Below are 26,655 nucleotides of genomic sequence, written 5' to 3'. Positions count from 1 at the left end.
GCCGCCCGTGGCGCTCTACTGTGGACCACATGTCAGCGATCCGTCTCCTGGTGCTGGGCGCCGTCCGCCAGCACGGGCGGGCCCACGGCTACCAGGTGCGCAACGACCTGGAGTACTGGGGCGCGCACGAGTGGTCCAACGCCAAGCCCGGCTCGATCTACCACGCGCTCAAGCAGATGGCGAAGCAGGGACTGCTGCACGCCCATGAGATCGCGCCGTCGACGGCCGGCGGTCCGCCGCGCACCGAGTACGAGATCACGGACAAGGGCACCGAGGAGTTCCTGGCCCTCCTGCGCGAGTCCCTGACGTCGTACGACCAGAAGATGGATGTCCGGTCGGCGGCGATCGGCTTCATCGTCGATCTGCCGAGGGGCGAGGCGGTGGCGCTCCTGAAGGAGCGGATCCGCAAGATCGAGGAGTGGCGGGCCGCCGTCACCGAGCACTACGTGCCCGAGGACGGCCCCGAACAGCTCGGCCACATCGGCGAGATCATGAACCTCTGGGTGCACACCGCCGACGCCGACGCCGAGTGGACGCGCGGCCTGATCGCGCGGATCGAGGGCGGGGCCTACACCTTCGCCGGTGAGGGTGAGCCGTTCGTCGGCGTCCTGGCCGAAGGCGAGGAGAATCCGTTCGCGACGGGGGCGCCGCACCCGGGGGACCACGACTAATCAAGTTTGACGAATGAGACCTACGGCGTTACTTTCGAGGAGTAGTCAAGTTTGATTAGTGAGGGAGAAGTAGTGGCGGACGCGGCGATCACCGTCGAAGGGGCACGCAAGAAGTACGGCGGCAAACAGGCACTGGACGGGCTCGACCTGCTGGTCGGACGCGGCACGGTGCACGGAGTGCTCGGTCCCAACGGTGCGGGCAAGACCACCCTGGTCCGGATCCTGTCCACCCTGCTGCGGCCCGACGAGGGCCGGGTCGAGGTCGCGGGGTACGACGTGGTGCGCGAGGCGGGCCGGGTACGGCTGCGCATCGGCCTGCTCGGTCAGCACGCCGCGCTCGACGAGGAGCTCGGCGGACGCCAGAACCTGGAGATGTTCGGGCGCCTGCACCACCTGGGCGCCCGGCACGCGCGCGTGCGGGCCGACGAGCTCCTGGAGCGCTTCGGGCTCGCGGACACCGGCCGCAAGGCGGTCAACCGCTACAGCGGCGGCATGCGGCGCCGCCTGGACCTCGCCGCCTCCCTCGTCACCGACCCGGACGTGCTCTTCCTGGACGAACCGACGACCGGGCTCGACCCACGCGGCCGGGCCGAGGTGTGGGCCTCCGTGCGTTCGCTGGTCGGCGGCGGCACCACGGTCCTGCTGACCACGCAGTACCTGGAGGAGGCCGACCAGCTCGCCGACCGCATCTGTGTCGTCGACCACGGGCGCGTCATCGCCGACGGCACGGCGGACGAGCTGAAGGCCCGCACGGGCGGCGACCGCATCGACGTGGTGCTGCGCGACGCCAGCCAACTGGGCGCCGCCGTGGCCCTGTTGCCGTTTCCCGCCGAGGGCGTCTCGGTGGACACCGACCGCCGGCTCCTCAGTGCCCCGGTCACCGATCGCATGACGGCGCTCGCCGGAGCCGTACGCGCCCTGGAGGAAGCGGGCATCGAGGCCGAGGACATCGCGCTGCGGCGGCCGACGCTGGACGAGGTGTTCCTGCACCTGACAGGGGACGACCACCGAGTGAAGGAGGTCGCGTGAGCACGACGTACGAGACGAGCCGTCCGGGTACGTACAGGTCCTACGTGCTCGCCGACTGCTGGACCATGACCCGCCGCGAACTCGCCCACTGGGCAAGGCAACCGGTCCAGGTGGTCGTCTCTCTGGCCTTCCCCGTGATGCTGCTGCTGATGTTCGGCTATCTGATCGGCGGCGGCCGGGGCGTCGAGGGCGCCTACGTCGACTTCCTGGTGCCCGGCATGCTCGCGCTGACCATGGCCTTCGGCCTGGAGGGCACGATGCTGGCCGTCACCCAGGACCTCAACAAGGGCGTGATCGACCGCTTCAGGTCGATGCCCATGGCCAACGGCGCGGTCCTGGTGGGCCGTTCCGCCGCCGACATGCTTCAGTCGGGGCTCGGGCTCGCGGTCCTGATCGGCGTCGGGTACGCGATCGGCTGGCGTCCCCACGGCGGCCCGGGCGCCTTCCTGGGGGCCGTCGGCCTTCTCCTGCTCTTCCGTTTCGCCATGCTGTGGATCGGCATCCACCTCGCGATGGTGGCGGGCAAACCGGAGATGGTGCAGGCCGTCCAGATCCTGGTCTGGCCGGTCGGCTTCCTGTCCAACGCCTTCGCGACCCCGGACTCCATGCCCGGCTGGCTGGGCACGGCGGTCGAGTGGAACCCGATGTCCCGGACGGCGACGGCGGTACGCGACCTGTTCGGCGGCCCGGGCGGGGAGCCGGGCCACCTATGGGCGGCCGCGATCTGGCCGCTGGGTCTGCTGGCGGTGTTCTTTCCGCTGGCGGTACGGCGGTTCGCGCGGCTCAGTCGCTAGTGCCCCGGCAGGCAACGTTCGCCCCGTCGCGACGCCCGGCACGCCCTCTCGCCGCACCGGCCGAAAGGGCACCGGACGTCGCTCCTTGACGGGCAAACGTTGCCTGCTGGGGCACTAGGGTGTTCGGGCGTATCGGCCGCCCGCGTACCCACAGGTCCGGGTCTCGGAGTGAGGAGCAGCGCAGTGCCCGCACCCCAGCAGTATCTGACGATCAGCCGGGCGGACGCCCGTCGCCTGGCCCTGACCCGGCAGCATCTGTCCGCCGCCCGTCCGCCGGCGGACGCGGTCGGCCTGCGCACGGTCCTGCGGTCGCTGCGCTATCTCCAACTGGACCCCGTCGGCGTCGTGGCCCCCAGCCATGAACTCGTCCTGTGGAGTCGCCTCGGCCCCCGGGCGGGGGCCCATCTCCCCACCCTGTGGTGGCAGGAGCGGTGGCTGTTCGAGTACTGGGCCCACGCCGCGGCGGTCGTCCTCACCGAGGACTACCCGATCCACCGGGTGTCGATGGACGGCTATCCCCCGAAGAACCTCTCGCTCACCAAAACCTGGATGGACGCCAACGACCAGCTGTGCACACACATACTCCACCGGCTCAGCGAAGGCGCCCCGCTGCCCACCGACGCCTTCGAGGACCGCGCGGTGATGGACTGGCCCTCCACCGGCTGGACCGCGGGCCGCAACGTCGAGCGGATGCTGACCTTCCTCTGGCTGCAGGGCAGGATCATGGTGGCGGGCCGTGCGGCGGGACAGCGGCTCTGGGGGCTCCCGGACGCCTGTCTCCCGGCCGAGGCCGACCGGGCGGCCCTGGCGCCCCGGGAGATGGTCACCGCGGCCACGGAGCACACGCTGCGCGCCCTGGGCGCAGCCCGCCCCCTGGACATCAGGCAGTACTTCCTGCGCGGCAAGTACGACGGCCTGCCCGAGGTGCTGCGCAGCCTCACCCAGGAGGGCCGCGCCGTCGCCGTGAAAGTCGAGGACACGCCCTCCGCAGCCGAGACCTGGTACGTGCACACCGACGCGCTCGCCGACCTGGAGGCGATCCGGGCCGGCGACTGGCAGGGCCGCACCGCGCTGCTGTCGCCCTTCGACAACCTCATCAACGACCGGCGCCTCACCGAACGTCTGTGGGGCTTCGCCTTCCGCAACGAGATGTACGTTCCGAAGGCCAAACGCGAGTACGGCTACTACCTGCTCCCGATCCTGCACGGCGACCGCCTCGTCGGCCGGACCTCACCCCGTTTCGACCGCAGCCGGGGAGTCCTGGTGATCGAGGGCCTCTACCTGGAGGCCGACATCAAGCCGACGGCGGAACTGTGCCGGGCGGTCGTCGCTCAACTCGCCGACCTGGCGACCCTCGTCGGCGCGCGCGGCATCGAGTACGGCGACAGGGTGCCCGACCGCTGGCGTCCACTGCTCGGCTAGGGCCTGATCCGAAGGACAGGCCCTAGTGGTGGAAGCTGGTCGCCCTGTCCTTGTCGCGGGTCAACGGGTGTTGCTGTCGGCGCAGTTCGGGAAGGAGGCGGCTCAAGTCCTCCATGAAGAGGTCGGAGAGGTCGGTCGTGAAGCCGTTGCGGCACACCACGCGCAGGACGGCCAGGTCCTCGCGGTTCGCCGGGAACGTGTACGCGGGCAGCAGCCAGCCGTGCTCGCGCATCCGCCGGGACACGTCGAACACGTCGTACGAGGTCACCTCGGGCGCCGTCGTGAAGGCGAAGACCGGCAGCTGGTCGCCCCGGGTGAGCAGCGTGAAGTCACCCAGCGCCGCGACGCGCTCGGCGAGCCCGCGGGCCACGTTGCGGGTCGTCTCCTGCACCGCCCGATAGCCCTCGCGGCCCAGGCGCAGGAAGGTGTAGTACTGCGCCACCACCTGCGCGCCCGGCCGGGAGAAGTTGAGCGCGAAGGTCGGCATGTCGCCGCCCAAGTAGTTGACCCGGAAGACGAGTTCCTCCGGCAGCTCGGCCGACGAGCGCCACAGCGCCCAGCCGACACCCGGGTAGACCAGGCCGTACTTGTGCCCCGAGGTATTGATCGACGACACCCTCGGCAACCGGAAGTCCCAGACCAGGTCCTCGTCGAGGAAGGGGGCGATCATGGCTCCGGAGGCGCCGTCGACATGGACGGGGATGTCCAGGCCGGTGCGCTCCTGGAGTTCGTCGAGGGCCGCGCACAGTTCGGCGATCGGCTCGTACGACCCGTCGAAGGTCGACCCGAGGATGCCGACGACCCCGATGGTGTTCTCGTCGCACAGCTCGGCCGCCGCGCGGGGATCGAGGTGGAACCGGTCGCCCTCCATCGGGACCAGGCGCGGCTCGACCTCCCAGAAGTTGCAGAACTTGTCCCAGCAGACCTGGACGTTGATGCCCATGACGAGATTGGGGCGCGCCCCCGGGTAGCGATCCGCGTTCCGCTTCGCCCACCGTCGCTTCAGCGCCATCCCGGCCAGCATGCACGCCTCGCTCGACCCGGTGGTCGAACAGCCCACGGCGGCCGCCGGATCCGGCGCGTTCCACAGATCGGCGAGCATCGCCACGCAGCGCCGCTCCAGCTCGGCCGTGCGCGGGTACTCGTCCTTGTCGATCATGTTCTTGTCCCGGCACTCCGCCATCAGGACACCGGCCTGCTGTTCCATCCAGGTGGTGACGAAGGTGGCGAGGTTCAGCCGCGAGTTCCCGTCCAGCATGAGCTCGTCGTGGACCAGCTGGTACGCGATCGTGGGCGGCAGCGGGCCATCGGGGAGCCGGTGCTTGGGCGGGGCCTCGACCATGTCGCTGATCGGATTCGTCTCCCCGAAGAACGGGTTGACGGACCTCGGGTGTTCGTCGGGCTTCTCGGGGCCTCGGTGAAGGGGCATGGTGTCTCCTCGTCTCTCAGCGGACCGGACTTCCGTCGTCATGGAGTTGCATCTGCGGTCTGCCGGTCACCAGCAGCCAGGCCGGCAGGGACGCGATGCACAGCAGGGTGATGATCGAGGGGGTGGCCACCAGGACGGCGGCCGTGAACAGGCTCACCCAGCCCTGTCGGGTGATGGCAAGCAGCATGCCCAGCACGCCCGCGGCGACACCGATGGCCGGGTGGACGGCGGGCACGAGCGCGTGGGCGCACAGGCCGAAGGCGGAGCCGATGAAGACCGACGGGAAGATCCGGCCGCCGCGGAACCCGCAGGATGCCGCGACGAGCAGCGCCGTCAGCTTCACCACCGCCATCGTGGCGAACTGTCCGGCCGACCAGCCATCGGGGTTGTGCGCAAGCGTCGCGACCTCGTCGAGCCCCTTGAAGAGCGTCAGGTATCCGCCGAGGGCGCCCAGCAGGCCGAGCACGAGTCCGCCGACCGGGAGCGCCACCATCGGGTGCCCGAGGCGCGAGAAGGCGCCGTGGACGTAGGGGAAGGCGTAGACCGCGATCATGCCGAGTACCGCGGCGGCGGAGGCGACCACGAGCGCGGACAGCACATCGCGCCAGTGGGGGCCCTCGAAGGCGGGCAGGCCCAGGTCGAAGGTCGGATGGGCCACCAGGGTGGTCGTGATGGCGCCCGCGGCGGCGGCCGTCAGCGGCCCGAAGAGGTTGTCCCACAGCTGACCCTTCAGCTGCCGCCCGGCGAGCGCTTCGGAGATGAGCAGCGCGGCCGCGACCGGCGTCCCGAACAGCGCGCCGATCGTCGCCGCCTCGGCCAGCGCCGGCCACAGGCCGCCCGGCATCCGTGGCGCGAACCTGCGTCCCAGCCAGAAGGCGAGCGCGACGTTGGTGGCGATGATCGGGTTCTCCGGGCCCAGACTCGGACCGCCGGCCAGCATCAGCGCGGTCGCCACCAGCAGGCCCGGCAGGACGACGGGCGGCATCGGCGCGGCCGCCAGACCGAGGGTCGCCGGGTCGGGGCCCGCATGTCCCGGCGCCTTCCAGACGACCAGCCCGACCAGTACGCCCGTCGCGGTGAGGACGACGAGCATCCAGAACACGGAGTACCGGCCGATGCCCAGCGCGTCGGGCAGGTTCCCCCACAGGACGCCCTGCAGCTTCTCGGCGAGGTCGCTCACCCCGATGTACAGCAGGCTGGCCCCGACGCCGATGACGAGCGCCGGGAGGATCAGCGGCAGCAGCGACCGCGCGGGGGTCGCCGGGGCGGGGGCCGGTGCCCGCCGTGCCGCGTCGTGGGTCACGCGGTCACCCTAAGCGGGCAAACGGGACATTACATCCCGAGATCTGCGGGGGATTCGCTCCCAGGGCTTCCGAAGGATTCCCCTTCGCAGGGCTCCGGAGAATTTCAGCTTGCACCTCACGTCGCGTGAGGATCCATCGTGAAGTGCGTACCGAGAAGGGAGCGGAAGTGAGCTACTCAGTGGGCCAGGTCGCCGGTTTCGCCGGGGTCACGGTGCGCACACTGCACCACTACGACGAGATCGGCCTGCTCACGCCCGGCGAGCGCAGCAACGCGGGCCACCGGCGTTACGGCGAAGCCGACCTCGACCGGCTGCAGCAGATCCTGTTCTACCGAGAACTCGGCTTCCCGCTCGACGAGGTCGCCGCCCTGCTCGACGACCCGGACGCGGACCCGCGGGCGCATCTGCGCCGCCAGCACGAGTTGCTGACCGCCCGGATCGAGAAGCTGCAGAAGATGGCCGCGGCCGTGGAGCACGCCATGGAGGCACGCAAGATGGGCATCAATCTCACGCCCGAGGAGAGGTTCGAGGTCTTCGGCGACAAGGACCCCGAGCAGTACGCCGAGGAGGCGGAGCAGCGCTGGGGCGGCACCGAGGAGTACGCCGAATCGCAGCGCCGGGCCGCCCGTTACACCAAGGACGACTGGAAACGCGTACAGGCCGAGGTGGACGCCTGGAGTGAGCGCTACCAGTCCCTGATGGCCGCCGGTGAGCCACCGACCGGCGAGGCGGCCATGGACCTGGCCGAGGAACACCGCCGGCACATCGGCAAGTGGTTCTACGAGTGCTCGTACGAGCTCCACCAGTGCCTCGGCGGCATGTACGTCTCGGACGAGCGGTTCAAGGCGTTCTACGACGCCATGCGGCCGGGCCTCGCCGAGCACCTGAGGGACGCGATCACGGCGAACGCGGCGCGGCACGCGCGGGGTGCCTGACGGCGGCACGCGCGGGAAGCGCCGCAGGTAAGGGGCGTCCGCCAGGGCGGACGCCCCTTACCTGCGTGCGTGCGCTGCTCCTCGCACCCGCGTGCGCTACGCCTTGACCAGGACCACCGCCGTCCCGTACGCGCACACCTCCGTCCCCACGTCCGCCGCCTCCGTCACGTCGAAGCGGAACATCAGCACGCCGTTGCCGCCCCGCGCGCGTGCCTGCTCGACGAGCCGCTCCATGGCCTGGTTGCGGGTCTGCACGAGCGTCTTGGTGAGCCCCTTGAGCTCACCGCCGATCATCGACTTCAGACCCGCGCCGATCTGGCTGCCCAGGTGCCGGGAGCGCACGGTGAGGCCGAAGACCTCACCGATGACCTGCTGGACGCGGTAACCGGGTACGTCGTTCGTCGTCACGACCAGGACGTCCGACTGGGGTCCCTGGCCGCCGCCGTATTCATCGATGCCCATGGCTCACAGCTTTGTCCCAGTCGCCCCACAGTGCATCCTGGAGTCACCGGTGGAACCTGGGGTCGACACATTGCGTTGGTAGCTTTGTGCGGCCGTACCAGGACGCCGCCTCTTCCTCCACCCCTTCAGGAGCCCGGAACCGTGACGACGCTTGCCCTTGGTCCAAGCTGGCTGGATCCGAACACGCTTCTGGACAACTTCGGCATCTGGGGCCTGCTGCTCATCGTCTTCGCCGAGTCGGGCCTGCTCATCGGCTTCTTCCTGCCGGGCGACTCGCTGCTGTTCACCTGCGGCCTGCTGATCACCGCGGGCACGATGGACTTCCCCCTGTGGGCGGCCATCGTGCTGATCTGCCTCGCCGCGATCCTCGGCGACCAGGCGGGCTACCTCTTCGGCAAGAAGGTCGGCCCCTCGCTCTTCACCCGCCCGAACTCCCGCCTGTTCAAGCAGGAGAACGTGGTCAAGGCCCACGAGTTCTTCGAGAAGTACGGGCCCAAGTCCCTGGTCCTGGCCCGCTTCGTGCCCATCGTGCGGACGTTCACGCCGATCATCGCCGGCGTCAGCGGCATGAAGTACCGCTCGTTCATCACCTTCAACATCATCGGTGGCGTCCTGTGGGGCGCGGGCGTCACGCTGCTCGGCTCCTGGCTCGGCAACATCGACTTCGTCCACAAGAACATCGAGGCGATCCTGATCCTGATCGTCCTCGTCTCGGTGGTCCCGATCATCATCGAGTTCCTGCGGGCCCGCTCCAAGGCCAGGAAGAACCCGCCGCAGGAGCCTGCCCAGCCCCGGACCCCGGCCCGGACGCAGGCCGCGCCGCCGGTCATGGACGACGCGACGAGGCCGCTGCGGCTGCAGAACCCCCCGTACGACAACCAGCCCCACCAGGACCAGGGTTACCCGCACCAGCAGCAGTACCAGGAGCCCTACCCGCACCAGTACCAGGAGCCGTACCCGCAGCAGTACCAGGAGCCGCAACAGCAGCCGTACGGCTACGACCAGGGCTATGACCAGAGCTACGACCAGGGCCAGGCCTACCCGCCTCAGCAGTACCCCCAGGGCCACCAGCAGCAGCCGTACGCCTCGGACCAGGGCTACTACGGCGAGGGGTACCCGCAGAACCGGGGCTGAGCCGTCAGGGGAGCGGGGCTGAGCACTGTGCGGCCCCGTCGCGTGGCGCGAGGAGCCACGGACGACCGGCAGTCGCCGCCGGACGGAAAGCACGGGGCTGTCGGGCGCCCGGCCCTCAGAAGCCCCGTGTCCGCTTCGCGGCCCGGCGGCCGGCGGCGGATCCTCCAGGAACCCGCAGGAACAGCCGAGAGATCTCCGACCCCAGATTCACCCCGATGGCGATGGCCATGGCGAGGGCAGCGGCCTTGCTGAGAGACACCAGCCCCTTGTCCACCTCGCTCTGCGCGATCGACAACAGCCCGAAGTAGGTGGCCGACCCTGGCAACAGGGGCCCGATCGCCGCGGTGGTGTACGGCAGCGCCGACGCGAACCGATACCGCGACAGCAGCTGCCCGAACAGCCCGACCAGCCCCGCCGCGACGGCCGTCGAGGCGACCGGCGAGATGCCGCCCGCGTAGTGCATCGCCCCGTACACCGACCAGGCCACGCCCCCGTTGAGGGTCACCGCAAGGACGGTGGACCGTTCCTGCTGGAGCAGGATCGCGAAGGTGAGCGACAGCAGCATGGACGCCGCGATCTGCAGAACGGGCCGCTCGGAGATGCTCAGGGCCTGGTCCGGATTGAGCTCGGCGCTCAGCTTCACGCCGAAATAGAGCACCACCAGGACGCCGACGACGATGCCCACGAAGAAATACATGACTTCGAGCAGACGTGCGGCCGCCGTGATGTAGAAGCCGGTCAGCCCGTCCTGCACGCCCGCGACGAGCGCCCGCCCGGGCAGTAGCGCGAACAGCCCACCGGTGATCACGGCGGACGCCTTCACATCGACGTTCGCGAGCTGGAGCGCGACGCCGATCGCGGCCGCGGGCATCGCGGCCACCGTGAACTGGTAGAACTCCGGCAGCCCGCGCCCCGCGCACAGCCACGCCAGCCGGTCTCCCAGCATCGCGCCGAGCGCCGCGGCGACGAACACGAGCGCGTCACCGCCGACCAGCACGGAGGCCGCGCCCGCCAGCAGCCCCCCGGACGCGGTCAGCACCCAGCCGGGATACGGGTGCCGGTTGCGGCGGATCTCGGCGAGCCGCCGGTAGGCGTCCTCCAGGGAGATCGAGGTCTCGGGATCGCTGAGGTCGTCGACGAGCCGGTACACGGCCGCCAGCCGCGTGTAGTCGGTGCCCCGGCGGCGTACGGTCCGCGAGGCCGTCACCGGGTCGTCCACCAGGGACGGCTGGTACGAGATGGACAGCAGGGTGAAGGTGACGCCCGGCTCGCAGCGGTCCAGGCCGTACGAGCGGCAGACCGCGAACATCGCCGCCTCCACGTCCTCGGCGCCCTCACCGCCCGCGAGAAGCAACTCGCCGATACGCAGGGTCAGGTCGAGCACGCGCGGGACGGCCGGCCCCGCCTCGTCCTCCTTGTGCACCGGTTCGGGCGCGGGCCGCTCGGCCACCGGCATACGCAGCATGGTGCGCATGCGGTCCTGCCAGGGCACGTCCTTGGCCAGGCTGACCACGGGGATGCCGGTCGCCGGGGTGAAGGCGGGCGGCGCCTGCTTGGCGCTGTAGGTGCGCGGAGTGCTGAACGCCGAACCCTCCGCCTCGGCGCCGGGCGGCTGCGGCACGTCGAGCCCCTTGGGGAGCGCGAACTCGGACGTCGTCGACGACTCGTCGTCCACCGCCGGGGGCTGCGGCGGCGCCACACCGGCCGGCGGGGTGAAAGCACTCCTCGCCTCGTCCGACTGCGGCTTGCGGTCTTCCGCCTCCGGGTCCGACACCACCACTCCCGACTAGGACCTTCCGTACGCCCCAGTATGCGTACGGATACACGAACGGGCCGCGCGGCCCCGTCAGGGTCACGCGGCCCGCAGGTCACAAGGGGTCAGTGACCGCCCTGCTCCTTGAAGCGCTTGTAGGAACGCTCGATCTCGGCCTCGGCCTCCGTGCGGCCCACCCAGTTGGCGCCCTCGACGGACTTGCCGGGCTCCAGGTCCTTGTAGACCTCGAAGAAGTGCTGGATCTCCAGGCGGTCGAACTCCGACACGTGGTGGATGTCGCGCAGATGCTCCACACGCGGGTCGTGCGCCGGGACACACAGCAGCTTGTCGTCGCCGCCGGCCTCGTCGGTCATGCGGAACATGCCGATCGTGCGGCACTGGATGAGGCAGCCCGGGAAGGTCGGCTCGTCCAGAATGACCAGGGCGTCCAGCGGGTCGCCGTCCTCGCCGAGGGTGTTCTCGACGAAGCCGTAGTCGGCCGGGTAGCTGGTCGAGGTGAAGAGTCGACGGTCCAGGCGGATCCGACCGGTCTCGTGGTCCACCTCGTACTTGTTCCGTGAACCCTTCGGAATCTCGATCGTGACGTCGAACTCCACCGGTGGCTCCTCCATGATCAACACATAGTTCTGGTGGTTAAGTGTCCCTCACGCAGGTGTGTGATCGCGAAAGGGGCTGGTGGTCGTGCCAGAGCTGAGGGCTTGGCGGGCCGCGAGACCGCATGTGGTGCGGGTCGCGCGGACGGTGAAACCGCATGTGGCGCGGGTCACTCAAGCCGTGCGGCCGCGTCCCGTGCAGTTCACGACCTTGCAGCTCACGGCCGTCGCCGCCACCGTGGGCCTGGCGCTCGCGGCCGGGGCGGTGGCCGCGGCCGGTCCCTGGGACTCCTCCGGTCAGCGTACGGCGGAGCGCGACTGGGCCGCATCGCGGGAGGGCGAGGGTGGCACAGATCACGGCCATACGTCCGCTACGTCCCAGAACGCGCCCCGGCCCGCACCCAGCGCCGTCTCCGTCCTGGCCGGACTCGGCGGCTCCACCGGCACCGCGCCCGCCGAGCAGGCCCTCGCGGACGTCCTGAACCCGCTCCTGGACAACGCCGCTCTGGGCGCGCAGCGCACCGCCGTCGTCGTCGACGTGGCGACGGGCAAGCGGCTGTACAGCAAGGGCGCGGACGAGGTCCAGATCCCGGCCTCCACCACGAAGATCGCCACGGCTGTCGCCGCGCTCACGGCGCCGGGCCCCGACCACCGCATCGAGACACGTACGGTCCTGGAGCCGGGCACCAAGGAGGTCGTACTCGTCGGCGGCGGCGACCCGACGCTGACGGCGCGCAAGGAGGCCGACGGCTGGGCCGGCCTGCGCACCCTCGCCGACGACACGGCCACCGCCCTGAAGGCCCGTCACATGGACCAGGTGACGCTCTCGTACGACACCTCGCTGTACGCCGGCCCCGCGATGCACCCCATCGGCATCAACGAGAACATCGCGCAAGTCACCGCGCTGATGGTCGACGAGGCTCGCCTCAATGACTCGACCAGCGGACCGGCCGGGCGAGCCCTGGACCCGGCGGCGGACGCGGCCCGGAAGTTCGCGGACCTCCTCCACGACAGGGGCATCAAGACGACCTCGCCCGGTGTCTCGAAGGCGACGAGTCGCTCGCAGGCCCTGGCCTCGGTCTCCTCGCCGCCCGTGTCCGACCTGGTCGAGCGGATGCTGACCAACAGCGACAACGACATCGCTGAGGCCCTGGCCCGCCAGGTCGCTCTCGCCTCGGACGAGCAGCCCAGCTTCGAGGGCGACGCCAAGGCGATCCACACACAGCTGGACAAGCTCGGACTCCCGCTGTCCGGCGCGGACTTCGCGGACGGCAGCGGCCTCAACCGCGCCGACCGGCTCTCCGCAGACCTGCTCACCGGGCTGCTGGCCAAGGCCGGGGACCCGGCCCACCCCGAACTCCGTACGGTTCTCACCGGCCTGCCCATCGCGGGCTTCACCGGCACCCTCAGCACCCGCTACACCGACGCCCCCACCGCCACCGGCGTCGTCCGCGCCAAGACCGGCACCCTGACCGGCGTGAACACCCTCGCCGGCACGGTCGTAGACGCCGACGGCCGCCTCCTGGCCTTCGCCTTCCTCACGTCCGACGAGGCACACCCCCCGAACGCGCTGGAGGCCAGAGCGGCCCTGGACCACACGGCAACGGCGTTGGCAGCCTGCGGCTGCCGGTAGTTGCCGCCTCGCGACCGCCCTGCCCGCCCGACTGCCGCCGTCACCGCTGTGGGCAATCGTCCCGCAGGGCGGGACGGGTGGGCACAGCCGACAGCGTCGGGCACCGACGAAACGAGCCGGCCCCCGCCGACCCAGGGGGCACCAAAAGCCCCGCCGGTCCCGCATCGGGGGCCACCGGCGGAACGTACCCCTAACCGCAGCCGGACGTGCTCACGTACGGTTGACGCATGACGAGCATCGGTGGTGCCGAGATGGTCGACTGGAATCTCGCGGTCGCGACCGCGACCCGGCTCGTGCGGCCGGGCCCCGAGGTGAGCCGCGACGAGGCCAGGTCCGTCGTCGCGGAACTGCGCCGGCACGCGAAGGCCTCGGAGGAGCACGTCCGGGGCTTTACTCGTATGGGCGAGGACATCGTGCACGACACCCCCGTGCTTGTCGTCGACCGCCCCGGCTGGGTGCGGGCGAACGTCGCGGGGTTCCGGGAGATCCTCAAGCCACTCCTGGACAAGATGCAGGAGCGGCGCGGGGGCACCCCGGGCGGAGCCGTCCTCGGCGCCGTCGGCGGCAAGGTCACCGGCGTCGAGCTGGGCATGCTGCTGTCGTTCCTGTCCTCGAGGGTCCTCGGGCAGTACGAGACCTTCGCCCCGGCCACCCGCGAACTGCCCGCCGGTGAGAACGGCGGCGGCAGGCTCCTGCTGGTCGCGCCGAACATCGTGCACGTGGAGCGCGAACTCGACGTGGAGCCCCACGACTTCCGCCTCTGGGTCTGCCTGCACGAAGAGACCCACCGCACCCAGTTCACGGCCGTGCCCTGGCTGCGCGACCACCTGGAGGGCGAAATCCAGTCGTTCTTGGCGGAGACCGACGTCGACCCCATGACCGTCCTGGAGCGCATCAGGGAGGCCGCCCAGTCGCTCGCGGGCTCGCGCCCCGACACCGAGGAGGACGACGGCGGCCGCTCCCTGGTGGAAATCGTGCAGACGCCCGCCCAGCGGGAGATCCTCGGCCGGCTCACCGCCGTGATGTCCCTCCTGGAGGGTCACGCGGACTTCGTCATGGACGGAGTGGGCCCGGCGGTGGTCCCCTCCGTGGGCGAGATCCGCGAGAAATTCCAGCAGCGCCGCGCCAAGGGGGCCTCCCGCCTCGACCTGGCCCTGCGCAAGCTCCTCGGTCTGGACGCCAAACTGAGGCAGTACAGGGACGGCGAACGGTTCGTCAGGGCGGTCGTCGACCAGGTCGGCATGGACGGGTTCAACCGCGTGTGGACCTCCCCGAACACCCTCCCCACCAAGACGGAGATCGCCAAACCGGCGGACTGGGTCGCACGGGTGCACCGCAAGGCAGAGTCGTGAACCCTGCGGGAAGGTCGTGAAACGAATCCGGCCGACGGCAGGCGAACGCCCCTCCAATCACCCGTCCGAGGGACCGTGGGGCATGGGTAGGCGTGCAATGCTCGGGGAACGGCCCGGTTCTGTCACCATCTACACACTCTGAGTGACCGAACTCGGGCTCACCCCCCGAAAACTTCATGAAGGGAACCGGACATGGGTCCCCATCCTGCGGTCGCGGCGATACGCCTGGCGGTTCGCCGCGTACTCCACGACATCCTCACCGAGCACCCGCCCGCCCCCGACACCCGGCGCACGCCCGTTTCCGGTGCCGCGCGCCCGTCCGCCCCCGAGGCGGAGCGCGTGCCCGCCCCCGGTACGCGGCGCACCATCAGCCCTGCGCAGCCCCCGCGAGAGCAGCCCCCCGCAAGCTCCCGGCTGCGTCCGAGCAGGGAGGCGCCCCCTGCGCCCCTCGTGCTCGTCGCGTGCTCCGGCGGCGCCGACTCCATGGCGCTCGCTTCCGCCCTCGCCTTCGAAGCCCCCAAACTCGGCATCCGCGCCGGTGGCATCACCGTCGACCACGGTCTGCAGTCCGGCTCCGACCTGCGCGCCGACGAAGTCGTGCTGCGCCTCACCGAACTGGGGCTGACCCCCGCCGAGTCCATCGCCGTCACCGTCGGCCGCGACGGCGGGCCCGAGGCCGCCGCACGCGACGCCCGGTACGCCGCCCTGGACGCCGCCGCCGAGCGCCACGGCGCCACGGCGATCCTGCTCGGCCACACCCGCGACGACCAAGCCGAAACCGTCCTGCTCGGCCTCGCCCGCGGCTCCGGCATCCGCTCCCTGTCCGGAATGGCCGCGGTCTCGGGGGCCGACGGCCGTTACCGCCGCCCGTTCCTGCACCTGGACCGGCAGACCGCCCGCAAGGCCTGCATGGCCCAGTCGCTGCCCGTCTGGGACGACCCCCACAACGCCGATCCGGCCTACACCCGCTCCCGGCTGCGCCACGAGGGCCTGCCCGCCCTGGAGAAGGCGCTCGGCAAGGGCGTCGTCGAGGCGCTCGCCCGTACGGCCCAGCTCTCCCGCGACGACGCCGACGCCCTGGACGCCTGGGCCAGCCAGGCCGAGGCCTCCGTACGCGACGCGGCGGGCCTCCTGGAGTGCGCCAAGCTCTACGCCCTGCCCCCCGCCGTACGCCGCCGCATCCTGCGCCGTGCCGCCATCGAGGCGGGTGCCCCGGCCGGTTCGCTGTTCGCCCGCCACATCGAAGAAGTCGACCGGCTGATCACCGGCTGGCGCGGCCAGGGAGCCATCAATCTCCCGGGCAAAGTCGTCGCTCAGCGACAGGGTGGCAGACTGGTGATTCGGCAAGGCTGAAACCGGACCCTCCACCAGGACCGCTCACGCGGCGCGTGGGTGGTCCGAGCGGCCGGTGGGACGGACGACCGAAAGTGATGCGGGTGGACGCGAAAGACATGGGCACCGACCTCAAGTCGGTGCTCATCACCAAGGAAGAGATCGACGCCAAGCTGGCTGAGCTGGCATCGAAGATCGACGCGGAGTACGCGGGCAAGGACCTGCTGATCGTCGGTGTCCTCAAGGGCGCCGTGATGGTCATGGCGGACCTGGCGCGTGCGCTGTCCACCCCCGTCACCATGGACTGGATGGCCGTGTCCTCGTACGGCGCGGGCACCCAGTCCTCCGGTGTGGTGCGGATCCTCAAGGATCTCGACACCGACATCAAGGGCAAGCACGTGCTCATCGTCGAGGACATCATCGACTCCGGGCTGACCCTGTCCTGGCTGATCTCCAACCTCGGCTCCCGCGAGCCCGCCTCCCTCAAGGTGTGCACGCTGCTGCGCAAGCCGGAGGCGGCCAAGGTCGCGATCGACGTGGAGTGGGTCGGCTTCGACATCCCGAACGAGTTCGTCATCGGCTACGGCCTCGACTACGCGGAGAAGTACCGCAACCTTCCGTTCGTCGGTACGCTCGCGCCTCACGTCTACGGCGGCTGAGCACCCGCCCTTTCCGAGGGCGGCTCAGTCCCTGTAAGACGATCGGGAACCCCAGCGGGTTTCGCGCCGTTGGAGCATGCGTAGGCGGGAATGCCAGCAGTCCCCTGCGGCTTCGGGTGACAATGCTGGGGTACCGTCCGAAGAACAGTCTTTATCAAACTCACTATGGCAGGAGGGACGGGGCGGCACCGCTCCGTATGGATGGACGTGAAGCGATACTTCCGTGGGCCGGTCATGTGGATCGTGCTGGCCGTCCTTGCCGTGGTCGTGTTGATGCAGGTCGTCGGTTCGTCCGGCGGCTACAAGACGGTGGACACCGGCCAGGTCGTCCAGGCGATCAATGACAACAAGGTCGAGTCGGCCAAGATCACCACCGGCGACGAGCAGATCATCAAGGTCTCGCTCAAGGACGGCGTAAAGGTCGAAGGCAGCTCGAAGATCCAGTCGAGCTACATCGGCGACCAGGGCGTGGCCCTGGCCAACACACTGCAGGACAAGTACCAGAACAAGCAGATTCCGGACGGCTACACGGTCTCGCCGTCCAAGCAGAACCCGTTCGTGGGCATCCTGCTGTCTCTGCTTCCCTTCGTCCTCATCGTCGTCGTGTTCCTGTTCCTGATGAACCAGATGCAGGGCGGCGGCTCCCGAGTCATGAACTTCGGGAAGTCCAAGGCGAAGCTCATCACCAAGGACACCCCGAAGACGACGTTCGCGGACGTCGCGGGTTCGGACGAGGCGGTCGAGGAGCTCCAGGAGATCAAGGAGTTCCTCCAGGAGCCGGCGAAGTTCCAGGCCGTCGGGGCGAAGATCCCCAAGGGCGTGCTCCTGTACGGGCCTCCTGGTACCGGTAAGACGCTGCTCGCGCGCGCTGTCGCGGGCGAGGCCGGCGTTCCCTTCTACTCGATCTCCGGTTCCGACTTCGTCGAGATGTTCGTCGGTGTCGGTGCCTCCCGAGTCCGCGATCTGTTCGAGCAGGCCAAGGCGAATGCTCCGGCGATCGTCTTCGTCGACGAGATCGACGCGGTCGGCCGTCACCGCGGCGCCGGCCTCGGCGGCGGTCACGACGAGCGCGAGCAGACGCTGAACCAGCTGCTCGTCGAGATGGACGGCTTCGACGTGAAGGGCGGCGTCATCCTGATCGCCGCCACCAACCGGCCCGACATCCTCGACCCGGCCCTCCTGCGCCCCGGCCGCTTCGACCGCCAGATCGCGGTCGACCGCCCGGACATGCAGGGCCGTCTGGAGATCCTCAAGGTTCACCAGAAGGGCAAGCCGGTCGCTCCGGACGTCGACCTGTCGGCGGTCGCGCGGCGTACGCCGGGCTTCACGGGCGCGGACCTGTCGAACGTGCTGAACGAAGCGGCGCTGCTCACCGCGCGTGGCAACGGCAAGCTGATCGACAACAACATGCTCGACGAGGCGATCGACCGTGTGGTCGCGGGCCCGCAGAAGCGGACCCGGATCATGTCGGACAAGGAGAAGAAGATCACCGCGTACCACGAGGGCGGTCACGCCCTGGTCGCGGCGGCGTCTCCGAACTCCGACCCGGTCCACAAGATCACGATCCTGTCGCGTGGCCGTGCCCTCGGCTACACGATGGTCCTGCCGGACGAGGACAAGTACTCCACGACCCGCAACGAGATGCTCGATCAGCTGGCATACATGCTGGGCGGGCGCGCGGCAGAGGAGCTCGTCTTCCACGACCCGACCACCGGCGCTGCGAACGACATCGAGAAGGCCACCGCAACGGCCCGCGCGATGGTCACGCAGTACGGCATGACCGAGCGTCTCGGCGCGATCAAGTTCGGCGGCGACAACACCGAGCCCTTCCTGGGCCGGGAGATGTCGCACCCGCGTGACTACTCGGAAGAGGTCGCCGCGCTCGTCGACGAAGAGGTCAAGAAGCTCATCGAGAACGCGCACAACGAGGCCTGGGAGATCCTGGTCGAGAACCGCGACGTCCTCGACCAGCTGGTGCTCCAGCTGCTGGAGAAGGAGACGCTGAACAAGGAGCAGATCGCCGAGGTCTTCGCTCCCATCGTCAAGCGCCCGGCCCGCCCCGCGTGGACCGGCTCCTCCCGCCGCACCCCGTCCACCCGCCCGCCGGTGCTCTCCCCCAAGGAGCTGTCACTGACGAACGGGGCGAACGGCTCGTCGCCGGCCATCGCCAACGCGACGGAATCGGTCCCGGCCGCCGAGGCGGCTCCGGAGGACCGCACCGAGAGCTGATTCCCGGCTCCCGGTGGCCTCACCAGGCCCGGAATTAATGCCGCACCCCCCAGGTTTTAGCCTGGGGGGTGCGGCATTTTGGTGTGCCCGCATGCTTGGGACGCGTCGACCGGCACGCGCAAGATCCACAGGAACGAGGACCAGATGACCGACCCCGTGACGCTGGACGGCGAGGGCACGATCGGCGAATTCGACGAGAAGCGAGCCGAGAACGCCGTACGAGAGTTGCTGATCGCGGTCGGCGAGGACCCGGACCGCGAGGGCCTCAGGGAGACGCCGGGGCGGGTGGCTCGTGCGTACAAGGAGATATTCGCGGGGTTGTGGCAGAAGCCCGAGGACGTGCTCACGACGACGTTCGACCTGGGCCACGACGAGATGGTCTTGGTGAAGGACATCGAGGTCCTGAGCTCCTGCGAGCATCACCTTGTGCCGTTCGTCGGAGTTGCCCACGTCGGGTACATCCCGTCCATCGAAGGCAAGATCACCGGTCTGTCGAAGCTGGCTCGGCTCGTGGACGTCTATGCCAGACGGCCTCAGGTGCAGGAACGGCTCACCACGCAGATCGCCGACTCCCTGATGGAGATCCTGGAGCCGCGTGGCGTGATCGTCGTCGTCGAGTGCGAGCACATGTGCATGTCGATGCGGGGCGTACGCAAGCCCGGCGCGAAGACCATCACCTCGGCGGTGCGCGGTCAGCTGCGGGACCCCGCCACCCGCAATGAGGCGATGAGCCTCATCATGGCGCGCTGACTGGTGCGACTGGGACGGCTCCGGTGGTTACGCCACCGGAGCCGTCCCGCCGTTGTTCTCGTCGTCCTCGGGGAGCTTGCAGACGCGTTCCAGGAAGAAGCCGGCCGCTATGACGCCGATGCCGGCGACGACGGAGAGGCCGGCGTAGATGGCCTGGTCGCGGCGGGCGGGGATGTCCAGGGATTCCAGCAGGAACACGCCCGTGCCGCCGTACATCCCGGCGACCAGGGCGGCGACCAGGGCGCTCGCCTGCCCGAAGACGACCGCGCGGGCCGCCATCAGCGGGTCGACGCCCTTGGCACCGGGGCGGCGCTCGCGCTGGGCCTTGAGCCGGGCGCGCAGCGAGAGCGCCGTCGCCAGCAGGACGACCGCGATCAGGGCCAGGACGATGGGGGCGGCGAGGGGGACCCGGGGGAGCGTGCCCACCGCGTTCCACAGGCGGGCGCCCGCCCAGGACAGGACACCGGCCACGACGAATACGGCCACCAGCGTCCTGATGCGCAGCTGTTTCACTTTGCCCCTTCGGTCATCCGCGGCCTGACGGTCGTCTTGACCTTAACGACTACTCGGGCAGCCGGAGTTCCAGGTCGGCGCGGGGTGCGACGCCGTCCCGGGTGATCGTCGCGAGGAGCTGGGCGACGGGGCCGCGGCCCGGCAGTTGGGCCTCGGGCTCCACGTCGTGCCAGGGGGCGAGGACGAAGGCCCTCTCGTGGGCGCGCGGGTGAGGGAGGGTCAGAACCGGGTCGTCGGAGACGACATCGGCATACGCCACGATGTCGACGTCGATCGTGCGCGGGCCCCACCGCTCGTCCCGTACACGGTGGAAGGCTTCCTCGACCGCGTGCGCCCGCTCCAGGAGCGAGGACGGGGGGAGGGTGGTCTTGAGGACCACCACCGCGTTGAAGTACGTCGGCTGGCTGCCCGGTTCGACGCCCCAGGGCTCGGTCTCGTAGACGGGGGAGACCGCTTTGACGCGGACGCCGGGAGTGTCCTCCAGCGCGTCGATGGCGCCCTGGAGGGTCTCCAGACGGTTGCCCAGGTTCGCGCCGAGGGAGATCACCGCGCGTTTGGGGTTCTGCAGGGTCGTGTCGGCGGCGTCCACCTGCTTCACCACGGAGGCGGGTACCGGCTGTACGGTCGGGTCGCTCTGACCCTCGGTGTAGAAGGCGGTCATACTCGGCTCCGGGTGATCGTGACGGTCACGTCGTCGAAGGGGACCGTGATCGGCGCGTCCGGTTTGTGGACGCAGACCTCGACCTCCTGAACTCCGTCGTGTTTGAGACATGCCTGGGCGATGCGCTCGGCGAGCGTCTCGATGAGGTCGACGGGCTCGCCCTGGACGACGGCGACGACCTCCTCTGCCACGATGCCGTAGTGCACGGTCTTCGCCAGGTCGTCGTCGGCCGCGGCCGGCCGGGTGTCCAGGCCCAGCGTCAGGTCCACGATGAAGGTCTGGCCCTCCTCGCGTTCCTTCTGGAAGACACCGTGGTGCCCGCGGGCCTTGAGGCCGCGCAGCGCGACACGATCCACGCGAATCACTCCTGCAATCGTCGGTAGCGGCCATCGTGAACCGAGTGCGGTCGGCACACCAGCCTCAAACGAATCTACCTGCGGGCACTGACAACGTTCGCCCACGGGCGCGCGCACCCCGGCGAAGGTCATCAGGCTTCACCGGGCGTTTCCCCTGGGGAACACGGCTGCTCACGGGTTGGTAGCCGCCCCTACCCCGAGGTTCGTGATTCCAACCACTTCTTGGTTCCTGTGAGTCGCCTACCCACTCAACCGGAGGTGTCGTCGTCCTCTTCCTCACCGGACTCGGCGAGGACGGGGGAGGCGTGGTGCGACCAGAGCTTCCAGCCGTCGGCTGTGCGGCGGAACACATTCGTGGCGACGACCAGCTGGCCCACGAGCGGGCCGAGCTCGTCGCTGTCGTCGGGGGTGGGACCGCCGCTGAGGATGTTCTCCGTGCAGGTCACCAGCGCCATGTCGCCGGTGACGGAGACGTGCACGTCGGTGAGGAAGAACTGGATGTAGTCGGTGTTCGCCATGATCAGCGCGTACGAGCGCAGCACCTCGCCGCGACCGTTGAGGACGGGCCAGCCGGGGTGGACGCAGGAGATCACCGCGCCCTCGCCCTCGACGTCGTCCTCGGACGTGTCCAGCGGGGCCAGCCACAGCGAGGACAGCAGTTCGAAGTCGCCCCGCTCCATCGCCTCGTAGAACGCCGTGTTGGCGAGTTCGACCTGTTCGACGTCGGTGCGGGGGGTGCTCACCGGGCTCCCTCTGCGGCCTGGGCCTCCGTGTCCGGTGCTCCCGCTGCGCGGGCGCCCTCGACGGCCCGGGCGACGCGGACGGCATCGGCGGTGGCCCGTACCTCGTGGACGCGGACGGCCCACGCGCCCTGCTGGGCGGCGAGCGCGGAGACGGCGGCGGTCGCGGCGTCCCGTTCGCGCGCGGGCGGCGGGGCGCCCTCGGGGCCGGCCAGTACGCGGCCCAGGAACCGCTTGCGGGACGCGGCGACGAGCAGCGGGTGACCGAGTTCACTCAGCCGGTCGAGGTGGGCCAGGAGCGCCAGGTCGTGCTCGGGGTCCTTGGAGAAGCCGAGACCCGGGTCGACGACGATGCGGTCGGGGGCGATGCCGCCTGCCAGAACGGCCTCCACGCGTGCGTGCAGTTCGTCGATCACTTCGCAGACGACGTTCTCGTACGTCCCCTTCACGTTGCCGCCCTGCAGGAAGCCGCGCCAGTGCATGACCACGAAGGGGGCGCCGGCCGCCGCGACCGCGGGGATCATCGCAGGGTCGGCGAGGCCGCCGCTGACGTCGTTGACCAGGGCGGCGCCCGCGGCGAGCGACTGCTCGGCGACGCTTGCGCGCATGGTGTCGACGGAGACGGTGACGCCCTCGGAGGCGAGGCCGCGGACCACCGGGATGACGCGCTTGAGTTCCTCCGCCTCATCGACGCGGGTGGCGCCGGGGCGGGTGGACTCGCCGCCGACGTCCACGAGGTCGGCGCCCTCGCTGACCAGGCCGAGGCCGTGCTTGACGGCGGCTGTCGTGTCGAACCAGCGTCCGCCGTCGGAGAAGGAATCGGGGGTTACGTTGACGACGCCCATGACCGCGCAGCGGTCCCATGCCGGCAGTCCCGCGACTCGGCCGCGCCCGCGCTCATTGCTCATACGTCCAGCCTAGGCCTCCGGCGGGGGGCCCAATCGCCCCCGGGAGGCTCACTCGGTTCGACCGACCGCCCGGTATTTCGGCGGGCGGCCTGAGCGAGGGCCCAGGGCTGGGCGGTTCGGGCCCTCGCTCAGGCCTGTTCCTGGGTGCCTACGCCGCCCTGATCCCGTGCTCCGCCACCGCGTGCGCGCACGGGCGCGGCGCCGGCGTCCGGCGGCGCAGCAGGCGCGGCAGCGCCAGGTTCACGAAGCCCTCGGCCTGCATGGCGGCGAAGCCGATGCGCGGGAGGTCGCGGGAGGAGCCGTAGACGACGAAGCGGGGCTCCCAGCGCGGGCGGAACTTGGCGTTGAACTTGTACAGGGACTCGATCTGGAACCAGCGCGAGAGGAAGACCAGCAGGCCCCGCCAGGCGCGCAGTACGGGTCCCGCGCCGATCTTCTCGCCGCGGGCGAGGGCCGAGCGGAACATCGCGAAGTTGAGTGAGATTCGCTCGATGCCGAGGCGGGGAGCCGCCTGGAGCGCCGCCACGATGAGGAGTTCGTTCATACCGGGGTCGGCCGAGCGGTCCCGGCGCATGAGGTCGAGCGAGACGCCGTCCGTGCCCCAGGGGACGAAGTGCAGGACGGCCTTCAGGTCGCCGTACGGGCCGGGTTCGGCGTCGGCCTTGTGGGCGGTGGCGATCAGACAGTCCCCGTCGGCCGGGTCGCCGATGCGGCCGAGCGCCATGGAGAAGCCGCGCTCGGTGTCCGTGCCGCGCCAGCCCTCCGCCGCGCGACGTATGCGGTCCAGTTCTCCCTCGCCGAGGTCACGGATGCGCCGTACCCGCGTCTCGTAACCAGCCCTCTCGATGCGTTTCACCATCTGGCGCACATTTCGCATCGCGCGCCCGGCCAGGGAGAAATCCGCGACATCCACCACCGCCTCGTCACCCAGTTCGAGGGCGTCCAGACCGGTCTCGCGGGTCCACACCTCGCCGCCCGTCTCGGAGCAGCCCATGACCGCGGGCGTCCAGGAGTGCGCCCTGGCCTCGTCCATGAAGCGCTCGATCGCGCCGGGCCAGGCCTCCACATCGCCGATCGGGTCGCCGCTGGCCAGCATCACGCCCGACACGACCCGGTACGTCACCGCCGCCTTGCCACTGGGCGAGAAGACGACGGCCTTGTCGCGGCGGAGCGCGAAGTGGCCCAGCGAATCGCGGCCGCCGTGCTTCTCCAGGAGGGCCCGCAGCCGGCTCTCGTCGTCCTCCGTGAGGCGTGCGGCGGGGTGTTCGGGTCGGAAGGCCAGGTAGATGGTCGTGACGGCGGTCAGCCAGCCGAGCGCGCCGAGCGAGAAGGCGACCGTCCAGGATGTGGGGTCGGTGTAGTCGACGGGTCCTTCGAAGCCGACCAGGCCGTACAGGACGTGGGTGATGCGGTCGGCCAGACTCGGATCGCCGATCATGTGGTTCTGGTGGACGCTGACGATGACGAGCCCGAGGACCAGGGAACCGGCGCCCATGAGCACGAAGTTGGCGAGCGCGCGCCAGCGGCTCCGCGGATCGGGCAGGGCCGCGAATTCGCCTCGGTGGCGCAGCAGCGGTGCGAGCAGCGCCAGGGAGATGACGGCGCCGATGAGGGAGTGGCGGTACGCGAACTGCGCGACGGCACCGGCCGGCAGCAGTACGACGGCGGCCCGCCACGCCCGGCGCTTGCGTCGCCGCAGCCCGTGAGCCAGCAGCAGCAGAAGCACGCCGGCACTGAGCGACAGCGCGGCGGCGAACGGGCCGAACGAGCCGGGCAGTACCTCGGCCAGGGCGTGCATACGGCTGCGCCGGAAGCGCGGAAAGACGCCGGCGGCGATGTCCAGGAGACCGACGAGCGTGCAGGCCCTGGCGACCAGGGCGGGGACGGCCTCCGGGCGCGGACCGCGGACTATGCGCCGCGACCGGCCAGTTCGGCTCGGAACCTCGCCCGACATTTCCCCATCTATCCTGACAGACATCGCATCCCGTAGTTCTGCGAGAGACCTTGAATCCGGTGCCAATTCCGGCATCCGGCGACATTGCGCCCTCTAGGACGGTGTCTTGGGGAGACAGGTTCACTCCCTTCCGGAAAGCCGGTTCAAAAGGCAAGGAAAGTCCGGGGCAAGCGCACGCGAAGGAGCTGCGCAGGCCGGGGACGGAAAGCGCAGGCAGGAACAGCTCATGGGTCTCACGAGCAACAAGGTGCTGGTACTGGCGGTCCTGCTCGCCGTGCTGCTGTTCGTCGGCACGGTGTGGTGGTGGCCACGGCTGGCACGGCGCAACTGGCGGGCCGTCAGCGGACGGGTCGGCCTGTTGCTGGCCACCCAGGTGGCGATCTTCGCCTCGATCGGCCTCTTCGCCAACCAGGCGTTCGGCTTCTACGCCAGCTGGGCGGACCTCTTCGGGCAGGAGAGCGGCGAGGGGGTGGTCATCGACCACAACGGCTCGGACGGCTCGGGCGGCGGCCCCCTCCAAGTGGTCGACACCCAGCAGGTGAATGTGTCGGGCGGTTCCCGGCCGCAGATCGGCGGCCAGATCCAGAAGGTCGACATCGTCGGCCGTACGACGCACATCGCCACTCCGGCGTACGTCTATCTGCCCCCGGAGTACTTCCAGCCGCAGTACCGCACCCGCACCTTCCCCGCCGCCACCGTCCTGACCGGCTACCCCGGCACCGCCGAGGCGCTCATCAAGGGGCTGCACTACCCGCAGACGGCCCACGAGATGGCCAAGAACGGCAAGATGCAGCCGATGATCCTCGTCATGCTGCGGCCGACCGTCGCGCCCCCGAGGGACACCGAGTGTGTCGACATCCCTGGCGGCCCGCAGGCCGAGTCGTTCTTCGCCAAGGACCTCCCCGACGCCGTGTCGGCCCACTACAGGGTGGGCAGGAAACCCGGCAGCTGGGGCATCATCGGCGACTCCACGGGCGGCTACTGCGCGCTGAAGCTCGCCATCCACCACCCCGAGGTGTACGCCGCCGGCGCGGGCCTTTCGCCGTACTACAAGGCACCGATCGACCCCACGACGGGCAACCTCTTCCAGGGGAACAAGGCACTGCAGAACAGCGCCGACCTGCGGTGGTACCTGAAGAACAAGCCCGCGCCCGACACCTCACTGCTCGTCAGCAGCAGCAAGCTGGGCGAGGCCAACTACAAGGCCACGCTCGGCTTCATAGACCTCGTGAAGTCCAAGCGGCTCACCCGGATCTCGTCGATCATCCTCGACAGCGGCGGCCACAACTTCAACACGTGGCGGCGGGAGATCCCGGCGACGCTGCAGTGGATCAGCGGGAGGCTGAGCGACCGCTGATCCATGAACCCCGGCTGGAGAAGGAGGCCATGCACGGCGTCCCCGAATACGCGGCGACGCTCGCGGAATTCCTCAACCTGAAGGGAGAACGGACGAAACACGAAGGCGGTCGCCTCCAGTGATGCCGACGCCACGGTCGCCGCGCCGAAGAAGCCGGCCGGGCGGAAGGGCCTGAAGGTGCTGCCCGCCGATGGCGCGGTCGACCAGAACGCGTTCGCGGTGAGCTCCGAATTCGCGAAGAAGCGCGCAGCCTCAAGGCCCTTTCGGATCTCGGGAAGTCGGGTCTCGAGGCCGAGATCGCGGCCGACGGCGAATGCGAGACGCGGCCCCTGTGCGCGCAGGGTCCGAAGAAGACGTAGGAATCGATATCTCCGGAATCGACCCCAAGGGTGTCGGTACGGCGCAGCCCAGCAGGCGGTCAAGAACGGCACGAACCACGAATGATCTTGTGGAACTCGACCGGAACGTCGACGCCGAGCGCCAGAAGGAGGCGGATGTCGCCAAGGAGTAAAGGAGTATCCGCAGTCGAAGAAGTATCCGCAGTCGAGGGGTTTGATCAAGAAGTAGCCGCACGCCGAAGGAAGTGGCCGCGCGTCGGGGAGAAGGGGTCGCCCTGCGGGAAGTGGTGGCGGATGAGGGAAGGAGCGACCCTTCTGGGACGTGCG

At 69.9% G+C, this 26,655-nt stretch carries 24 protein-coding genes and 1 pseudogene; 14 read left to right on the top strand and 11 right to left on the bottom strand.

The features are described from left to right. Positions 1 to 29 precede the first annotated feature (29 nt). The 4 genes from ACIBK0_RS03925 (at position 30) to ACIBK0_RS03910 (ending at position 3,916) form a co-directional block, all read left to right on the top strand. The gene (locus ACIBK0_RS03925) at positions 30 to 671 is read left to right on the top strand and encodes a PadR family transcriptional regulator (protein WP_399075295.1); all 642 of its coding nucleotides are present in this window, start codon (positions 30 to 32) and stop codon (positions 669 to 671) included. 72 nt (positions 672 to 743) lie between these two features. Then, positions 744 to 1,700, top strand: coding sequence for an ATP-binding cassette domain-containing protein (locus ACIBK0_RS03920; RefSeq protein WP_399075293.1), 957 nt, complete (start codon positions 744 to 746; stop codon positions 1,698 to 1,700). Positions 1,701 to 1,765: 65 nt separating this feature from the next. After that, entirely contained in the window at positions 1,766 to 2,494 is a 729-nt protein-coding gene (locus tag ACIBK0_RS03915; RefSeq protein WP_399076033.1) for an ABC transporter permease, read from the top strand. A gap of 183 nt (positions 2,495 to 2,677) precedes the next feature. After that, a complete protein-coding gene (locus ACIBK0_RS03910; protein ID WP_399075291.1) occupies positions 2,678 to 3,916 on the top strand; it encodes a winged helix-turn-helix domain-containing protein in 1,239 nt (412 codons plus the stop codon). 22 nt (positions 3,917 to 3,938) lie between these two features. Here the strand turns inward: ACIBK0_RS03910 and ACIBK0_RS03905 are convergent, their stop codons facing one another. After that, positions 3,939 to 5,345, bottom strand: coding sequence for a glutamate decarboxylase (locus ACIBK0_RS03905; protein ID WP_399075289.1), 1,407 nt, complete (start codon positions 5,343 to 5,345; stop codon positions 3,939 to 3,941). Positions 5,346 to 5,361: 16 nt separating this feature from the next. Next, complete coding sequence (locus tag ACIBK0_RS03900) at positions 5,362 to 6,648, bottom strand: ion channel protein (protein ID WP_399075287.1); 1,287 nt, start codon at positions 6,646 to 6,648, stop codon at positions 5,362 to 5,364. 167 nt (positions 6,649 to 6,815) lie between these two features. On the opposite strand from ACIBK0_RS03900, the gene ACIBK0_RS03895 reads away from it, so the two are divergent. Then, the gene (locus ACIBK0_RS03895; RefSeq protein ID WP_399075285.1) at positions 6,816 to 7,583 is read left to right on the top strand and encodes a MerR family transcriptional regulator; all 768 of its coding nucleotides are present in this window, start codon (positions 6,816 to 6,818) and stop codon (positions 7,581 to 7,583) included. A 96-nt stretch (positions 7,584 to 7,679) separates the two neighbouring features. Here ACIBK0_RS03895 and ACIBK0_RS03890 read toward each other — a convergent pair whose 3' ends face one another. Beyond that, positions 7,680 to 8,045 carry a YbjQ family protein gene (locus tag ACIBK0_RS03890; protein WP_399075283.1) on the bottom strand — a complete coding sequence of 122 codons (366 nt, stop codon included), beginning with the start codon at positions 8,043 to 8,045 and terminating at the stop codon, positions 7,680 to 7,682. 141 nt (positions 8,046 to 8,186) lie between these two features. Here ACIBK0_RS03890 and ACIBK0_RS03885 point away from each other — a divergent pair, with 141 nt between their 5' ends. Continuing rightward, positions 8,187 to 9,179 (top strand): DedA family protein, encoded by a 993-nt coding sequence (locus tag ACIBK0_RS03885; RefSeq protein ID WP_399075281.1) that lies wholly within the window; start codon positions 8,187 to 8,189, stop codon positions 9,177 to 9,179. Between the two features lie 115 nt (positions 9,180 to 9,294). Here ACIBK0_RS03885 and ACIBK0_RS03880 read toward each other — a convergent pair whose 3' ends face one another. Together ACIBK0_RS03880 and ACIBK0_RS03875 are read right to left on the bottom strand one after the other, a co-directional pair. Next, positions 9,295 to 10,953, bottom strand: coding sequence for a threonine/serine exporter ThrE family protein (locus ACIBK0_RS03880; protein WP_399075279.1), 1,659 nt, complete (start codon positions 10,951 to 10,953; stop codon positions 9,295 to 9,297). 104 nt (positions 10,954 to 11,057) lie between these two features. Then, entirely contained in the window at positions 11,058 to 11,549 is a 492-nt protein-coding gene (locus tag ACIBK0_RS03875) for an inorganic diphosphatase (RefSeq protein WP_148012437.1), read from the bottom strand. A 79-nt stretch (positions 11,550 to 11,628) separates the two neighbouring features. Between ACIBK0_RS03875 and dacB the strand changes: the two genes are divergently transcribed. From dacB to folE, 6 genes are all read left to right on the top strand, one after another. Further along, positions 11,629 to 13,179 (top strand): D-alanyl-D-alanine carboxypeptidase/D-alanyl-D-alanine-endopeptidase, encoded by a 1,551-nt coding sequence (dacB, locus tag ACIBK0_RS03870; RefSeq protein ID WP_399075277.1) that lies wholly within the window; start codon positions 11,629 to 11,631, stop codon positions 13,177 to 13,179. Between the two features lie 227 nt (positions 13,180 to 13,406). Next, on the top strand, positions 13,407 to 14,531 hold the full coding sequence (locus ACIBK0_RS03865) for a zinc-dependent metalloprotease (protein ID WP_399075275.1): 1,125 nt from the start codon (positions 13,407 to 13,409) through the stop codon (positions 14,529 to 14,531). Between the two features lie 192 nt (positions 14,532 to 14,723). Then, entirely contained in the window at positions 14,724 to 15,884 is a 1,161-nt protein-coding gene (gene tilS, locus ACIBK0_RS03860) for a tRNA lysidine(34) synthetase TilS (RefSeq protein ID WP_399075273.1), read from the top strand. Between the two features lie 77 nt (positions 15,885 to 15,961). After that, positions 15,962 to 16,522 (top strand): hypoxanthine phosphoribosyltransferase, encoded by a 561-nt coding sequence (gene hpt / locus ACIBK0_RS03855; RefSeq protein WP_399075271.1) that lies wholly within the window; start codon positions 15,962 to 15,964, stop codon positions 16,520 to 16,522. A gap of 201 nt (positions 16,523 to 16,723) precedes the next feature. Further along, positions 16,724 to 18,751: an ATP-dependent zinc metalloprotease FtsH gene (ftsH, locus tag ACIBK0_RS03850; RefSeq protein ID WP_399076031.1), complete on the top strand. Its 2,028-nt coding sequence runs from the start codon at positions 16,724 to 16,726 to the stop codon at positions 18,749 to 18,751. Between the two features lie 144 nt (positions 18,752 to 18,895). Continuing rightward, entirely contained in the window at positions 18,896 to 19,501 is a 606-nt protein-coding gene (gene folE, locus ACIBK0_RS03845) for a GTP cyclohydrolase I FolE (protein WP_399075269.1), read from the top strand. A gap of 27 nt (positions 19,502 to 19,528) precedes the next feature. Here folE and ACIBK0_RS03840 read toward each other — a convergent pair whose 3' ends face one another. The 6 genes from ACIBK0_RS03840 to ACIBK0_RS03815 form a co-directional block, all read right to left on the bottom strand. Then, entirely contained in the window at positions 19,529 to 20,014 is a 486-nt protein-coding gene (locus ACIBK0_RS03840) for a DUF3180 domain-containing protein (protein WP_399075267.1), read from the bottom strand. A 49-nt stretch (positions 20,015 to 20,063) separates the two neighbouring features. Then, positions 20,064 to 20,675, bottom strand: a complete 612-nt coding sequence (gene folK, locus ACIBK0_RS03835) for a 2-amino-4-hydroxy-6-hydroxymethyldihydropteridine diphosphokinase (protein ID WP_399075265.1) — start codon at positions 20,673 to 20,675, stop codon at positions 20,064 to 20,066. Continuing rightward, the gene (gene folB / locus ACIBK0_RS03830) at positions 20,672 to 21,031 is read right to left on the bottom strand and encodes a dihydroneopterin aldolase (RefSeq protein WP_399075263.1); all 360 of its coding nucleotides are present in this window, start codon (positions 21,029 to 21,031) and stop codon (positions 20,672 to 20,674) included. Before folB ends, folK begins: the two co-directional genes overlap by 4 nt. 248 nt (positions 21,032 to 21,279) lie before the next feature. Next, positions 21,280 to 21,774, bottom strand: a complete 495-nt coding sequence (locus tag ACIBK0_RS03825) for a nuclear transport factor 2 family protein (protein ID WP_399075261.1) — start codon at positions 21,772 to 21,774, stop codon at positions 21,280 to 21,282. Continuing rightward, complete coding sequence (gene folP / locus ACIBK0_RS03820; RefSeq protein ID WP_399075259.1) at positions 21,771 to 22,679, bottom strand: dihydropteroate synthase; 909 nt, start codon at positions 22,677 to 22,679, stop codon at positions 21,771 to 21,773. The genes ACIBK0_RS03825 and folP overlap by 4 nt, the downstream gene beginning before the upstream one ends. A gap of 148 nt (positions 22,680 to 22,827) precedes the next feature. Next, positions 22,828 to 24,633: a phosphatidylglycerol lysyltransferase domain-containing protein gene (locus tag ACIBK0_RS03815; RefSeq protein WP_399075257.1), complete on the bottom strand. Its 1,806-nt coding sequence runs from the start codon at positions 24,631 to 24,633 to the stop codon at positions 22,828 to 22,830. Between the two features lie 226 nt (positions 24,634 to 24,859). On the opposite strand from ACIBK0_RS03815, the gene ACIBK0_RS03810 reads away from it, so the two are divergent. After that, positions 24,860 to 25,990: an alpha/beta hydrolase gene (locus ACIBK0_RS03810; RefSeq protein WP_399075255.1), complete on the top strand. Its 1,131-nt coding sequence runs from the start codon at positions 24,860 to 24,862 to the stop codon at positions 25,988 to 25,990. After that, positions 25,990 to 26,501, top strand: a pseudogene (locus tag ACIBK0_RS03805) (glycine betaine ABC transporter substrate-binding protein); the annotation flags it as partial. The gene ACIBK0_RS03810 and the pseudogene ACIBK0_RS03805, both read left to right, overlap by 1 nt. Between the last annotated feature and the right edge of the window lie 154 nt (positions 26,502 to 26,655).

Origin of the sequence: Streptomyces sp. NPDC050564, from assembly GCF_044457265.1 — a bacterium.
In the GTDB taxonomy this organism is placed as follows: Bacteria; Actinomycetota; Actinomycetes; order Streptomycetales; family Streptomycetaceae; genus Streptomyces.
This window is presented reverse-complemented; position numbering and strand designations above follow the sequence as displayed.

Excerpts from the sequence above, each read along its gene's own strand:
- hpt (WP_399075271.1), top strand. The coding sequence starts at position 15,962 with ATGCGGGTGGACGCGAAAGACATGGGCACCGACCTCAAGTCGGTGCTC.
- ACIBK0_RS03925 (WP_399075295.1), top strand. The coding sequence starts at position 30 with ATGTCAGCGATCCGTCTCCTGGTGCTGGGCGCCGTCCGCCAGCACGGG.
- ftsH (WP_399076031.1), top strand. The coding sequence starts at position 16,724 with ATGGACGTGAAGCGATACTTCCGTGGGCCGGTCATGTGGATCGTGCTG.
- folK (WP_399075265.1), bottom strand. The coding sequence starts at position 20,675 with ATGACCGCCTTCTACACCGAGGGTCAGAGCGACCCGACCGTACAGCCG.
- ACIBK0_RS03905 (WP_399075289.1), bottom strand. The coding sequence starts at position 5,345 with ATGCCCCTTCACCGAGGCCCCGAGAAGCCCGACGAACACCCGAGGTCC.
- tilS (WP_399075273.1), top strand. The coding sequence starts at position 14,724 with ATGGGTCCCCATCCTGCGGTCGCGGCGATACGCCTGGCGGTTCGCCGC.
- ACIBK0_RS03810 (WP_399075255.1), top strand. The coding sequence starts at position 24,860 with ATGGGTCTCACGAGCAACAAGGTGCTGGTACTGGCGGTCCTGCTCGCC.
- ACIBK0_RS03865 (WP_399075275.1), top strand. The coding sequence starts at position 13,407 with ATGACGAGCATCGGTGGTGCCGAGATGGTCGACTGGAATCTCGCGGTC.
- ACIBK0_RS03815 (WP_399075257.1), bottom strand. The coding sequence starts at position 24,633 with ATGTCGGGCGAGGTTCCGAGCCGAACTGGCCGGTCGCGGCGCATAGTC.
- ACIBK0_RS03890 (WP_399075283.1), bottom strand. The coding sequence starts at position 8,045 with ATGGGCATCGATGAATACGGCGGCGGCCAGGGACCCCAGTCGGACGTC.
- folE (WP_399075269.1), top strand. The coding sequence starts at position 18,896 with ATGACCGACCCCGTGACGCTGGACGGCGAGGGCACGATCGGCGAATTC.
- ACIBK0_RS03915 (WP_399076033.1), top strand. The coding sequence starts at position 1,766 with ATGACCCGCCGCGAACTCGCCCACTGGGCAAGGCAACCGGTCCAGGTG.
- folP (WP_399075259.1), bottom strand. The coding sequence starts at position 22,679 with ATGAGCAATGAGCGCGGGCGCGGCCGAGTCGCGGGACTGCCGGCATGG.